Annotated in this window: 11 protein-coding genes; 2 read left to right on the plus strand and 9 right to left on the minus strand. The window is 70.6% G+C overall.

Annotation, left to right across the window (positions count from 1 at the left end; translation table 11 throughout):
- Window positions 1-110 precede the first annotated feature (110 nt).
- Window positions 111-3,263 (plus strand): AfsR/SARP family transcriptional regulator, encoded by a 3,153-nt coding sequence (locus H4W31_RS19965; protein WP_192768050.1) that lies wholly within the window; start codon window positions 111-113, stop codon window positions 3,261-3,263.
- Between the two features lie 42 nt (window positions 3,264-3,305).
- Here the strand turns inward: H4W31_RS19965 and H4W31_RS19970 are convergent, their stop codons facing one another.
- Complete coding sequence (locus H4W31_RS19970) at window positions 3,306-4,145, minus strand: hypothetical protein (protein WP_192768051.1); 840 nt, start codon at window positions 4,143-4,145, stop codon at window positions 3,306-3,308.
- Window positions 4,142-5,362, minus strand: coding sequence for a hypothetical protein (locus H4W31_RS42915; RefSeq protein WP_225945605.1), 1,221 nt, complete (start codon window positions 5,360-5,362; stop codon window positions 4,142-4,144). Before H4W31_RS42915 ends, H4W31_RS19970 begins: the two co-directional genes overlap by 4 nt.
- Window positions 5,363-6,083: 721 nt before the next feature.
- On the opposite strand from H4W31_RS42915, the gene H4W31_RS19985 reads away from it, so the two are divergent.
- Window positions 6,084-6,269: a hypothetical protein gene (locus H4W31_RS19985; RefSeq protein WP_192768052.1), complete on the plus strand. Its 186-nt coding sequence runs from the start codon at window positions 6,084-6,086 to the stop codon at window positions 6,267-6,269.
- A 73-nt stretch (window positions 6,270-6,342) separates the two neighbouring features.
- Here the strand turns inward: H4W31_RS19985 and H4W31_RS19990 are convergent, their stop codons facing one another.
- From H4W31_RS19990 to H4W31_RS20020, 7 genes are all read right to left on the minus strand, one after another.
- A complete protein-coding gene (locus H4W31_RS19990; RefSeq protein ID WP_192768053.1) occupies window positions 6,343-6,897 on the minus strand; it encodes a GTP-binding protein in 555 nt (184 codons plus the stop codon).
- A gap of 19 nt (window positions 6,898-6,916) precedes the next feature.
- Window positions 6,917-7,282: a DUF742 domain-containing protein gene (locus tag H4W31_RS19995; protein ID WP_192768054.1), complete on the minus strand. Its 366-nt coding sequence runs from the start codon at window positions 7,280-7,282 to the stop codon at window positions 6,917-6,919.
- The gene (locus tag H4W31_RS20000) at window positions 7,272-7,709 is read right to left on the minus strand and encodes a roadblock/LC7 domain-containing protein (protein ID WP_192768055.1); all 438 of its coding nucleotides are present in this window, start codon (window positions 7,707-7,709) and stop codon (window positions 7,272-7,274) included. Before H4W31_RS20000 ends, H4W31_RS19995 begins: the two co-directional genes overlap by 11 nt.
- Complete coding sequence (locus H4W31_RS20005; RefSeq protein WP_318783284.1) at window positions 7,706-10,177, minus strand: sensor histidine kinase; 2,472 nt, start codon at window positions 10,175-10,177, stop codon at window positions 7,706-7,708. The genes H4W31_RS20000 and H4W31_RS20005 overlap by 4 nt, the downstream gene beginning before the upstream one ends.
- 737 nt (window positions 10,178-10,914) lie before the next feature.
- Entirely contained in the window at window positions 10,915-11,262 is a 348-nt protein-coding gene (locus tag H4W31_RS20010) for a VOC family protein (protein WP_192768056.1), read from the minus strand.
- Between the two features lie 84 nt (window positions 11,263-11,346).
- On the minus strand, window positions 11,347-12,102 hold the full coding sequence (locus tag H4W31_RS20015) for a phytanoyl-CoA dioxygenase family protein (protein ID WP_192768057.1): 756 nt from the start codon (window positions 12,100-12,102) through the stop codon (window positions 11,347-11,349).
- 49 nt (window positions 12,103-12,151) lie between these two features.
- A complete protein-coding gene (locus tag H4W31_RS20020; protein ID WP_192768058.1) occupies window positions 12,152-13,732 on the minus strand; it encodes a phospholipase D family protein in 1,581 nt (526 codons plus the stop codon).
- Window positions 13,733-13,860: the final 128 nt, after the last annotated feature.

Consider the following 13,860-nt stretch of genomic DNA (forward strand, 5'->3'; position numbering starts at 1 on the left):
CTGGGAAGGGCCGACAACCGGGGAGCGGGCCCGGGCCGGGGTCCCGTCGGTGGGTCGACCCCTTGCCTCGGTACCCGCCGCACGCCACGCTGTTAGGCATGGGGGACGGCATGACCGTAGCTCGGGAGGACCTTTCCGGCGCGCCTTCCGGTGCTGTGGGCGGTGACGGCGGTGACGCCGTACGGGTGGAGATCCTCGGGTCGGTACGGGCGTGGCGCGGCGAGCGCCTCATCGCCTTCTCCTCGCCCGGTCAGCGCACGGTTCTCGGCCTGCTGGCTCTCGCGGCGGGCCGGCCGATGACCCGAGCGGAGATCATCGACACGCTCTGGGACGACAGCCGGTCGCCACCGACCGCGACGAACATCATCCAGACCCACGTCAAGAACCTCCGTCGCCTGCTCGAACCCGGTCGCCCGACCCATACCCGCAGCGCCGTCCTGCCCCGGATCGGGGACGGGTACGCGATGGCCGTACCGGCGCAGAACCTCGATCTGCTCCTCTTCCGTCAACTCGCCGGCACGGCCGCCGAGGCACAGCGTCGGGGTGACCCGTCCAGCGCGGCCCGACTGTGGCAGCGGGCGTTGGCGCTCTGGCGTGGTGCGCCGCTCGTCGACGTCCCGTTGCTGGCCCGGCATCCGAAGGTCATCGCGCTGCTGGAGGAGCGGCGGGCGGCGGTGACCCGGTACGGCGAGGTCATGATCGCCATCGGCCGGGCGGCGGACGTGCTGCCGGCGCTGGAGGAGGCCGCCGGGCAGAGCCCGCTCGACGAGACGGCCCAGGGCCTGTTGATCCGGGCCTACCACGCCATGGGGCGGCGGGACCGGGCCGTCTCCGCCTTCCGGGAGGTCCGTCGGCGGCTCGTCGAGGAGTTGGGGGTCGAACCCGGACCCGAGCTGACCGGTGCCTATCGCGCCGCGCTGCGTACCCGGGACCAGGGCACGCCAGCTCCGGCCCAGCCGGCCGGGCGGCCGCAGGCGGAACCGGTCCGAAAGTCCGGCCCCGCGCAGCTTCCCGCGGACGTGTCCGGCTTCATCGGACGCTCGGCCGAGGTGTCCATGTTGGACCGGCTGCTGCTGCGGCCGCCGGAGGAGGGCTCCGCGGAACCGTCCGCGGTACCGACGGTCGTGCTGTCCGGCACCGCCGGGGTGGGGAAGACCGCCCTCGCGCTGCGCTGGGGCCACCGCGCCCGACACCGGTTCCCCGACGGGCAGCTCTACGTGAACCTCCGTGGCTACGACATCGCCCAGCCGATGCCACCACGGGAGGCACTGGCCGGGTTCGTCCGCGCCCTGGGTGTGCCCGGCAGCGAGGTCCCGTTCGACCTCGACGAGTGCGCCGCGCGGTACCGCAGCCAACTGGACGGCCGGCGGATGCTGATCGTCCTGGACAACGCGGCATCGGTGGAGCAGGTACGCCCACTGCTTCCGGGCAGCGCCTCCTGTGCCGTACTGGTCACCAGCCGGGACACCCTCGCCGGCCTGGTCGCCCGGGACGGCGCGGACCGGATCGGACTCGACCTGCTCTCCACCGCCGACTCCGTCGAACTGCTCTGGCGGACTCTCGGTGAACGGGTCGCCCGGGAGTCCGAGGCTGCCGCCGCACTCGCCGGTCGCTGCGCGCGGCTGCCGCTGGCCCTGCGGGTCGCCGCCGAACTCATCCTCACCCGGCCGAGCGCGCCGCTGGCCGTACTGGTCCGGGAACTGGCCGACGAGCAGGGTCGGCTCCACCTGCTCGACGCCGGTGGCGATCCACGGACCGGAGTCCGGGCGGTGCTGTCCTGGTCGTACCGGCAACTGGCGCCGGCCACCGCGCGGGCCTTCCGGATGCTGGGCCTGCACCCGGGGCCGGACATCGACCGGTACGCGGCAGCCGCCTTCCTCGGCACCGAACCCGAGCCGGCCCGACAACTGCTCGACACGCTCGCCCGGGCACACCTCGTGCAGCCCGAGGGCGATCAGCGGTACGCCTTCCACGACCTGCTCCGCGCGTACGCGGCCGAACGCTCGGCGGCCGACGAGTCACCGGCCGAGGCCGATGCCGCCCTGGACCGCCTGTTCGACTACGAACTCTTCGCCGTGGCGGCGGCGATGGACATGTTGTACCCGGCGGAGCGGCACCGCCGCCCACAGGTCGGTACGCCGTCGGTGACCCCGGCACCGATCACGGATCCGCAGGCCGCCCGGGAGTGGCTGGACGCCGAACGGGCGACCCTGGTCGCGACGGCGGTCCGGGCAGCCGAACGCGGCCGGCCCTCGCACGCCATCCGGATGACCCTGACGATGCTGCGGTACCTGGAGAGCGGCGGCTACTTCGCCGAGGCCGAACGGATGCACGAGCACGCCCTGGACGCGGCGCGGAACACCGGTGACCGGATCACCGAGGCGCACCTGTTGACCGGGCTCGCCGTGATGTGCGCCCAGCAGGGCCGCTACGCCCCCGCGATCGAGCGCCTGCGCCGGGCGGTCCTGCTCTGCCGCGAGTACGGCGACAGCGCGGGTGAGGCCCGGGCGCTGGGCAACCTCGGCCACGTCCACCAGCGCCAGGGCCGGTACGCGGAGGCCGCTGTGGCGCTGCGGGACGCCCTGCTGCTGTGCCGGCGGGTCGGTGACCGGGCCGGCGAGACCCGGGCGGCGGGCAACCTCGGCCATGTGCTGCTGCGGCAGGGCGGCTACCGCGAGGCGGCGGTCCATCTGCGGAGCTCCGCGATCCTGTGCCAACGGATCGGGGACACCACCGGAGAGGCGTACGCGCTGGCCAGCCTCGGTGAGCTGCACGTGCGCGTCGGACGGCTGCCGAGGGCCGCCAGCCGGTACCAGCGGTCACTGGCGCTGTTCGAGGCGGTCGGGGACCGGGCCGGGGAGGCGCACGCCCTGGACGGTCTCGGTCGGGTCCGGCTCCGGCAGGACGACCACGCCGCCGCGCTGATCGCCATCGAGCAGGCGCTCACCCTGCTGCGCCGGGTCGGTGAACGGGCCGGCGAGGCGTCGTCGACCAACAGCCTCGGTGAGTTGCTGTACCGCCTCGGCCAGCCCGTACGGGCGCGGTCGGAGCACTCCACCGCGCTCACCCTGGCCAGCGAGATCGGGGACCCGTACGAGCAGGCCCGGGCGCACGCCGGACTGGCTCGGGCGTACCGGGCGACCGGTGACCTCGAAGGTGCCGCGACGCACTGCAACTCGGCGAACGCGCTGTACCTGATGCTCGGGGTGCCCGAGGCGACCGAGTGCCGCGAGGAGCTGGCCATCCTCGACCGTCAGGCCTGAGCGGCCCGACCCCCGGTCCGGTCCCGCCCCGGACCACGTCCCTCAGTGCGACGTTCCCAGTTGTCCGCGCCACTGGCGCAGGGCGGCGACCAGTTCGGCCGGCGCGCCCGCCTGACCCAGACGCCGGGTCTGATCCTCGACGTAGCGCCGATAGAGGTGCACGAGACCCGCGGCCAGCAGCGGCGCGGCCTGGGCCGGGTCCAGCGGCTGTCCTGCCCGGACCTGGGCGGCCAGCCGGACCAGCGGGGTCGCGATGGCCTGCGGCTGGGCCAGGTACCACGCGATGGCCTCGTCGTTGGTGGCGGCACGTCCCATGGTCATCGTGTTGGAGTAGAGAAACCGGACCGGGAACAGTACGGCCTTGGTGAACCAGACGGGGTCCGCCAGGAGCCGGCGAGGTCGGTGGAGTTCGGCGGTCACCTCGTCGGTCGCCAGGACCTTGACGGCGAACTCGGCGCTGTCGACGAGCAGCTCGTCGGCGGTCGGGACGGCGACCTGCGGGGCCACCTCGGAGCCGAGCAGCAGGACCCCCTGCTCGGCCAGGTCGAGACGGTCGATGACGGGGAACCGCCCGTCGTGGTGGCCCCGGCGCAGCGCGGGCAGGGAGGCCCAGAACACGGAGAGCTTGCGGTGCAACGCACCACGCTGGCCCAGGGTCTGGCAGGTCTGCGCGACGGTCTCGGTGTCGCCGCCGCGGGTCTCGGTGATGACGACGGCCAGGTCGATGTCGCTGACCGCAGGGGCGTAGCCGCCGTGCGCGAGGCTGCCCAGGGCGTAGGCGGCGAGAAAGCGGTCGGCGAACACCTTCTGGAAGTCGTGGGCGCAGTCCAGCGCGACTGCCCGCGCCGCAGCCGCCGGGCCGTGCCCATCGACCGTACTCACGCGGCGGTGTCGCGCAGGGCGCACTCGGCGATGCGGTCGGAGACGACGGTGATGACCTGCCAGGCGCGATCCAGTACGACCAGCACGTCGTCCACGGCCCAGTCGGTGCGCTGCCGCAGGATCTGGTACCCCATGTCGAGGTGCTCGACGTCGGCCTCGTCGTGCAGGTCGAAGTACGGGTCGTCGGGGAAGGCCCGCACGCCGGCCTTGCTGAGCGAGAGGCTGCCGGCCTCCAGGGCCAGGTGCGCGAGCACCACGCGCTGCACCCCCGGAAGCGTGGCGAACTGGTCGACGAACCAGGACGCGCCCGCTTCGATGACGGGATCCCAGACCTCTCGCTGGTCCTCCGCCCGGCTCCGGGCCAGGATGGCGTCGTGGCCGATCTCCTCCTGCTGGTGTTCCAGGGCGAGCTTTCGTAGGGCCGGGTCGGCCTCGTAGATGACCCGGGCGCTGATCATGCGCTGGAAGGCGTTCGACCACGGCTGGAGGTACGTCAGGACCGCCTTCTTCGTGGTGTCCGGGGTTGCCTCGTCCGACAGCAGACGGATGAGGCGGGACGACTCGTACTGCTCTTGCCGCGCGGTGTTGTAGTCGGCGACGCGTTGCAGGGCCGGGTGGCTCACGGTGGGCTCCTTAGCTACGAGCACGCCGGGTCGGGACGCGACCGGCGTGGGGGCTGACTGGTCGTAGACGGGGAAACGGAAGTAGGTGGTGATGTCGTCGTGGCGTCGCGCGGCCCGGTGGCTGACGAGTTCGAGTACGCCCCGACTGCCCGCCAGCGCGGTGGCGACGGCCTGCAACGGCCGAGGGTCCACGCCCTGACTGCGCAGCAGGTTCGCGGCGCGGTCCACCGCTTCCGCGTTGCCGGACGCCAGACTCGACATCCGCAGGTACGTCGTGGACTCGGCGGCCCGGCCCAGGCCGGATCGGAACGCCAGACAGGTCAGCGCCTCCGCACCGGCATCGGCCCGCGCGCCGGCGAGCGTCCGGTACGCGGCCAGCGCGCCGTCGGTGTCGTGGTCCAGCGCCACCGACGCCATCCGGTTCAGCTCGTCGATGTCGGCCCCGTGGTTCCGATAGTAGATCTTGGCGCGGGACTCCTGCGTGTCAGCGAGGTCGAGGCCGAGGAACTCGATCTCCCGTCGGCCGGCCTGGCCGTCTTCCTCCACCCGCCGGTGGGCGTCCTCCCACGCCTGCGCCATACCCAGTCGTTCCATTGCCCGAGTCAGCGCGGAAAAGCGCTGCTCGACCGGCCAGGAGTACAAACCGAAATACGCTTTGTAGACCACTCGCCCGGGTGGACGCCACGCCATCGAGTACCACAGAGGCGCCGTCGCGAAGACCTCCCTGACCTGACCGAACCGACGTGAGTCCGCAGTCAGGGCGGGCCATACGCTATTCGCGTCGGACAGGCAGTCGAACAACACCCGCAGTTCAGGGCGTCCTCCCGACCAGTTCATTGACATTTCTGCCGGGAACCCGTCCGCGGCGACAAACGACGGTTGGCCGGGCGCGTCCCCAATCCGCTCGCCAGCCCACGCCGGAAGCAGTTTGCGCAGCTCCTGAGTGGTTTGCGCGGCCTGCCCGGCGGGCACCGCGAGGGCCTCGCACGCACTGGCCCACAAGCCACACAGGAACTCGTCGAATCGCAGATCCCGGACGTGGGAGCCCTTCAGCCATGGGGCGCTCACCACCCGGTCCACCCTCGATGATCCGAGTTCATCGGCCTACAGTGACCCACCGAACCGGGAGTGTCAATGAAGTCGAAGATGCGCGCATCCGCGCTTCCGTCAATATGATCAACATCACAGATGTGGCCGGCTACAGCGCAGAGTGACATTGTCTGGCTTAGATGCTTCTACCAATGTCCCGGACTCATTACGTGAAGTGCGGATACGCCATGACCGATCGCCGACGGCGAATGCTCCGGGGTACGAAATGATCACCCAGAGCGATCAACATCCCTCCCCGGTCGACGCCGACGCCGATGCTGCGACCGGGATCGGGGACCGGGGTCTTGACGCCGACGCGGATGACGATCACGACGAGGATGCGGATGCCGATGCCGATGACGCCGACGACCGGCTCGCCGGGGAGCGCGAGGTGGAGGCCGGACAGGCGTAGGTCGGACAGGCGTACCGGGAGCCGTTGACGGAAGGCGTCACCGAGGGGCGTTCACGCCTCCCCGGTGCCCGCCTCAGGTGCTGACCGGCAGGCGTGCCATGGCGTGCCGCACCAGCTCGATCAGCGCCTTCTTGCTGGACGACCGGTCCCTGGCATCGCACCACAGGAGCGGAACGCTCGGGTCCAGCTTCAACGCCGTACGGATCTCCTCTTCGCTGTACAGGCACTCGCCGTAGAACCGGTTGACGGCGGCGACGAAGGGAATGCCACGCCGCTCGAAGTAGTCGATCGCGGGAAAGCTGGTCCCGAGCCTTCTGGTGTCGACGAGCACGATCGCGCCGACCGCGCCCTGGGCGAGCTCGTCCCAGATGAACCAGAACCGGTCCTGGCCCGGTGTGCCGAAGAGGTACAGGACGACATCGGGGGTGATGGTGATGCGGCCGAAGTCGAGCGCCACGGTCGTACTCGTCTTGTCCTCCACCCCCGTTATGTCGTCCACGCCGACGCTGGCCTGGGTCAGGACCTCTTCAGTGGTCAGCGGCGGAATCTCGCTGACCGATCCGACCAAGGTGGTCTTGCCGGTGCCGAAGCCACCGGCCACGACGACCTTGACCGATTTGCGATCCACGTCTATCAGTCCTTCTTGTCTAAAGTCTTTCGAGACCGGCGAGAACCGTCTCCAGCAGCCGACGATCCGCGATCTTCCGCTGCGCGGGAGCTCCGATGCCCAGGAACCCTTGTTCGAGGAGTACGTCGACCATCACCTTCGTGATGGTGAGCGGGCGATGCAGGTACGCGCCGATCTCGGCTATGGATATCCAGCCGGAGCACCGGTTCATGATCTCCTTGTACTCCGGCTCCAACCGCGTGGTGTCGGCCGGCAGGGCGATTACCTGCGTCGCCAGGTCCAGGTTGGTGTTCCGTGGAGTCGTACGTCCGTTGACGAGGATGTACAGCGGCACGAGCCGCCCGGCCTCGCCGTCGTCGTCGCCGTCCCACACGTCATACGTCATGGCCTGTGCCAGGTTGGCCGGTGGGCGCCATCGCGACGGCACGTATCTTGGTGCCGAGGTACTCGCCGATCCGGGTCACCAGGCGGCCCATCTCGTACGCGACCATTCCCATGTCGACGGACTGCTCACAGAGTACGGCCAGCCGGGCGTTCGGTCCGGCGGCGGCGACGAACAGGGTCTGGCCGTGGTACTCGATGATCACCTGCTGGACGGGCCCGCTGTCGAAGCGGCGGCCCATCCCGGCGGCGACGCTGTACAGCGAGGAGGCACCGGCCGACAGGAGTTCAGCGGCGTCCTGCGGCAGCGAGGTGGATTTCTGCACGATCAGTCCGTCGGTGGAGAGGACGACCGCGTAGACGACACCGGGAAGCTCGACAAGGTCGTCCAACATCCAGGTCAGGTCATTCTGCGACGTCGAGTTGGTCATGCTTTTCCGCCTTGGTCAGCTTTGGTTTCTGTTTCCTCGTTGCCCGCTGCCCGGCCGGCCGCCCAGGCCTGCTGGTACTGCGAGAACCGGTTCCGGGCCTCCTCCGGCGACCGCGCGGGCTCCGTCGGTCCCTTCGTGCCGGTACCGGGCAGGCTGTCGTCGCGCAGTTCGGGGACGAGGTGCTGTTGTGGTTGCCGGTGCGGCAGCGGCGGACGGGCGGCAGCCTGTGGGCTGGCCGCTCCGGCGGGCTTCGGGCTGGCCGTTCCGACGGACTTGGCACCGGGCGCCGGAGCGGACCTGGGGCCGCTCGGCCCGGCGGGTTTCGGGCTGGTCGTTCCGGTCTCCGCCGTACGCCTGGCGGACGGCTCCGATTGTCGAGGTGTGCTGGCGCTGCTGCTCGGTTGACGGTCGCTCATCACTCCGCCCGCGCGGTCGGGTCGTCGGCTGTCGCCGCTGTGGGGGTTGCGTAGGGTCTGGACCGATCCGTTCGAGACCATCACGCCCCCCGGGGCCGGAGCCGCGGTGCCGGGACGCGGTTCGCGGCGACCGGTGCCACCCAGCGGGGATCCCGGGGCGGCTGCCGGGGACAGCGGGGCACCCACGTCCATACCGTCGTCGACGTTGTCGCCGGGGTCGGCGGCGATCACCCGGTCGGGCAGGAGCACGATCGCCAGCAGCCCGCCGTACGCCGAGGTGCGCAGGCTAACCCGGATGCCGTCCCGCTTGGCCAGCTCCGCCACCACGTGCAGACCGACCTGTGCGCCGTCCTTCAGCGCCGTCACGTCCGGCGTCGGCGCGGTGGACAGCAGCTCGTTCGCGCGTTCGAGCGCGTCCGGCTTCATTCCCACTCCGCCGTCTTCGATCTCCACCGCGACACCGCGCTTGACCTGGTTGCAGGTGACCCAGACCGTCGTCCCGGGCGGGGAGAACGCGAGAGCGTTGTCCAGAAGTTCGGACAGGAGGTGGATGGTTCCGGCGACCGCGTGTCCCACCAGCGCGACGTCGGGGGCGTTGCGCAGCGTGATCCGCTGGTACTGCTGTGCCTCGGCGAAGGCCGCCAACAGCACCCGGCGGACCGGCACCGGATTCTGGAAGCGCCGGCCGATCTGCCCGCCGGCCAGGATGACCAGGTTCTCCAGGAAGCGCCGGGTCTGGGTGAGCTGGTGGTTGATGTCGAAGAGTTCCGTCAGCAGCTTCTCGTCGCCGACCCGGTTCTGCAGGTCCTCGATGACCTTCAGGCCCCGCTGGAGGGGGCGCTGCGGGCGCCGCGCGACGCCCATCAGCATCGCGAGGCCGGCGGCCCGGGTCTTCGCCTCGTCGATCGCCGCCCCCGCCGCGGCCTTCAGCGACCTGTTGATGACCTCGGCGACCTGACCGATCTCGTCACTGCCGTAATCCTGGTTGGGCAACTCGACCGCGAGGTCGACCTTTTCGCGCCGACGTAGTCGTTCCATCATCGCCGGTAGTCGTTGGTCCACCACCGACGCGGCGTCCTTGCCCAGCCGGGCGAGGCGGACGGAGAGCGCCTGGTCCACCAGGACCTGCGACTGGCGGATCGCCCAGACGATGGCGGCGATCGCGATGGACAACGCGATGAGACTGCCCAGCGACGCGGTCAGCAGCTGGTTGTTACCGGTACGCAGCGTCTCTGCCGAGACCCGGTCCGCCTGGACGATGCTCATATTGATCAGCTCGTCGGAGACCTGGCGCGTGATCGTCTCCCAGCGAGCCCGGTTCAGGGGCACGCTGCGGGGTACGCCGTTCTGCCATGCCCCGGCGGCGACGAGCGCGTTCTCCGCGGCGACGAGCTCCTTCCAGGGCTCGCTCGCCACGATGGTCTCGAAACGCTTGCGGACCTCCGGTTCCAGCTGCGGCGCGACGTTGGCCAGCGCGAAATGGTAGGCGCCGATCAGTTTCACGAACTCGAGATGGTCCTGCTGGTTGAGCTGGCGCGAGCTGAAGGCGCCGTCAATGGTGGACCCGGCCCGGGACATCAGGTCACTGGCCCGGAACGCGTCCGTCGCGGTGAGGCCGCCCAGGGACGCGGCCACGTCGGGCACGATCCGGGCCTGGGTGTCGAAGAGGTTCGTCGCGGCGTCCAGCAGGTTGTTGTAGTAATCGTAGATCCGTTGCCCACCGACCGACCGCGAATCGATCGTGCTCCGTACGCTCGGCAACTGGTCCAGGTAGTCGGTCAGCGTCCGCCACCGCGTCTCAATGGACTGGGGAGCATTCGCCAACGCCGCATTGGCGGCGGTACGCAGCGCGGACAGGCGCTGATCGGTCTGTTCCCGTTGGCCGATCAGCGCCTGGAGGTCCCTCGACGGCTGGGCCAGATAGGCGACGCTCAACCGCCGTTCCTGTTGGACCGAGGCCAGGGCGGGAACCGCGGGAATCGACACGTTGCGGACGCTGTTGGCGACTGTTCGGTTGTAGAAGCCCTGGAAGACGAGGTATCCGGACGCCACGAGCCAGAGCGCCAGGGCGACGACGCCCGGGATGAGAACCAGCCTGATGACGCGCCGTTTGATGGACTGCTGCCGGCCACGGCGCCGACTCGACGCTGTCGACTGATTGCGGTTATCCGAATCAGGTTGCCTGCTTGCGTGGTCGGCCTGGTTATGCGCCAACTTCTATCCAATCATGGGCAGCCCGGAAGAACCAGCAGGCGAAACACTGCTGGCGAACGCCGATCTGTGTGCAACCCTACCGGTGTGTCCGCTCTGGCACTAGCCCGCCCGAACCGTCGCTCCGGAGGGCAGTTGTTTGTACTGGTCAGCCTGGCGTCATTGCCATTAGCTACTAATCGACTACGCGGTGCCCGTACTAACCGGGATGTCGCACACTACCGTTCGTCCGTGCCGATTCGAGTCTACGATCCGCGACAACATAGTCACGAACTGGCCCTCGCTGAGGCGACGAAAGGGCTTTGCCGGCTTCGATCCGTGTTCGGTTGGTGGATCGGAGCGGCGGAAACGAAGGCCAATACTGGGCAACGCTGCCGGAAACCGAGGATGTCGAGGGGTGGGGTGGGGCTGTCGAGGGTTCGTACGTCCTCTGTGGACGAACAGTACCCGAGGATCGGACCGCCACTACTCCGACCACCGGCCGGGCACTACTCCACCGTCCGGATGGCGACTGCTCCATCCCCCGACGGACTCACCCGGCCAGGTGTCGGTAGGCGGTCGATTGTGGACGGCCCGGGTCATGCGGCGCCGGTGTTCACCACGCAGCACAGATTGTCGTCCGGATCGGCGAGCACGACGAAATTCGCGTCGTCGGGATAGCCCCACGGAACGCGTCGGGCACCGAGCGAGATCAGCCGTTCGACCTCCACCCGCTGCTCGATCTCGTCGGCGACGTGCAGATCGAGGTGCGTCGAGTCGGTCTCGTCGAGGGTGATGGCCGGCCCGTTCCCGTCCGGCGGCACCAGCACCGGGGAGTCGTCGCCGATCGGGCCGTCGCGCAGGACGTACTCCCACGCGCCGGTCCAGAACCGCGCGGCCCGGTGGACGTCGGCGACGTGTAGGACCACTGTTCCGATCCGCACCATGGCGTCCAGTATCGGGGACCGGGGTACGGCCTGCCGGGCGTGCGTCCGCCGGGCGTGCGTCCGCCCAGCGGCCGTCAGCCGGGTTCAGCCCAGGCCCGCCACGATCGCCCGGGCCACCGGCGAGGGGTCGGTGCCGTCCAGGACGAACCCGTCGGGAACGTCCACCCCGGGCTGGGCGAGCATCCGGGGCGTGGTACCCCGGTGCGGCCAGGTCGCGGTGTGCACGATGAAGGGGTGGCACAGGTAGACGTCGCCGGCCCGGCCGGTGGCCTCCGCCGTACGACGGCAGAACACCGACGCTTGCAGCCGCTCGGCGACCGCTCCGCCGCCCATCCCCGCCTCGCCGGCCGGGGCGAGGACCCGGGCCGCGTACGGGTGGGAGCCCACCACGAGCCGGGTCGGCGCGTCGTCGGGGCCGACGTCGGAGAAGAGGAACAGCGCCAGGAGACCCCGGCCCCGGGAACGTACATTGGTCCAGTACTCGTCGCCGCCCCACCAGTTGCCCTCGATGTGGTGGCCCACGTCGCCGGGGTACTCCTCGGACGGAAACCGCACCGGTACGCTGCCGCCCACACCCGTACGCCGGGTCCAGCGCCCCGGACCGATCAGCGTGTCGTACGCCTCGACGAGCGCCGGTGACGCCCCGGCGGCCGTGAACGGTGCCCCCTCGGGGCAGTCGACGTGGACGCAGGGGCGGGCCCAGGTGCTCCGGTCCGGTTCGGATATCCCGTGCTCGGCCAGCGCCTCCCAGATCAGGCGCCGGCAGCCGGCGGCGGTCTCCGGCTCGAAGGCACCGCGTACGGCCACGAAGCCGTCCCGTACGAAGGCGTCGACGTCCATCCATCCAGTGTGGTTCCCCCGTCCGCTCGACGCACCCGGGTTTCCGGCCCTACCAGGTGCCGGCGCGACGGTCCCGCCAGGCCCGGCCGTCCGGGTCGTAGACCAGCCGGTAGGCCGGGACCGCCCAGAGTCGCTGCCGCCACGGCAGCCGGTTGGTCTCGTGCGGCAGCAGCCGACCCGGCGGGCGGGGACCGACGCGCCCGCCCCGGTGCCAGTCCCGCAACGCGTCGGCGGCGGCGCTGATGGCGCGTACCGCCGAATCCGGGTCCAGCAGGTCCTGGTCGTCGTCGGTCCGGTCGAGGTGCTCCCGCCAGAGCGCCAGCCGCAGGTCGCGGGGGAACCGCCGGGCTCCGTCGCCGAGCCCGGCCGGATCCTCCGGCGTACGCCCGTCGTGGGTGTCGTCCAGCACCGCACAGGAGAGTTCGCTGTCGTGGGTCCACGACCGGCGGTTGAAGTTGTCGCTGCCGACGCTGCACCAGACGTCGTCGACCACACAGACCTTGGCGTGGACGTAGACCGGGGTACCGGCGTGGTTCTCCACGTCGAAGACGTGCACCCGGTCGGCGGCGGCGGCCCGGCACAGCGCGATCGCCTGCTCCCGGCCGACCTGGTTGGGGGGCAGGGCGAGCCGACCGTCCACGTCCGGATGCCGGGGTACGACCGCGACCAGGTGCAGTCCGGGGTTGTCCCGCAGCGCGTCGGCGAACAACTGCGCCACCTCTTTGGACCACAGATACTGGTCCTCCAGGTAGATGAGCCGGCGAGCCCGCTGGATCGCCTTCGTGTAGCCCCGGGCGACGGTCTGCTCACCACGCCCCGCGAAGCCGTACGCTGGTCGCATCGCCGGATAGGTCCGCAGTACCTGGACCCGGTGCGGCCCGCACGGCGGCGGGTCGGGTGGCTGCGGCGGCAGGCGGTCGGCGTGCAGGTCGGCGCCGCGCAGCCGGTCCCGGATGGTGCTGATCGGCCCGTGCTGGTCCAGGGGTGCCGGATCGGTCCAGCGCTCCCGAAAGGTGAGGTCCAGCGCGCCGACGACCGGTCCGCGCAGCGCCAGCTGCACGTCGTGCCAGGGCGGATGGTCGCCGTACGCCCGGGCCATCGCCACCGCCTGCGGGTCGCCCCGGTGGTCGGCGTCGTCGCGTCGGCTGTGGCACAGGTCGATGCCGCCGGCGAACGCGATGTCCCGCTCCGGCCGGCCCGGATGCCGGAGTACGACCAGCTTCTGGTGGTGTGAGCCGCCCCGCCGGACGCGCTGGTCCAGCAGCACCTCGCCGCCGGCCGCCTTGACCGCGTCGCCGAGGTGCCGGTTCTCCTCCTCGCTGTACGCCAGCTTGTCCAGATGTGAGCGCCAGATCAGCCCCTTGACCACCACCCCGCGCCGGGCGGCGTCGGCCAGCAGCTCGGCGATGGTCGGCCCGGCGTCGCGGAGCCGTTCGTCCGGGTCACCGCGCCAGTCGGTGAAGAACAGGTGGTCGCCCGCGCGCAGCTCCCGCACCTGCGAGACCAGCCGGTCGAAGTACGTCGCCCCGTGGATCAGTGGTTCGACGAGGTTGCCGTCGCACGAGGCGGGCAGCGAAGAGTCGGGATTACCGCGCTCCGCCGCAGTGAGGAACCAGTCCTGCGGTTGCACGGGACCCCTCTCGGTAGCTGATGTCCCCACCGTAGGACGGCACCCGGCCCGCCGCATCCCGATCCAGCGGGTACGTGATCGCCGGAACACCGATGAGTTTTCTTGCGAGCCGCCGTCTTTATCGGGTA

The organism is Plantactinospora soyae (assembly GCF_014874095.1).
Classification (GTDB): Bacteria; Actinomycetota; Actinomycetes; order Mycobacteriales; family Micromonosporaceae; genus Plantactinospora; species Plantactinospora soyae.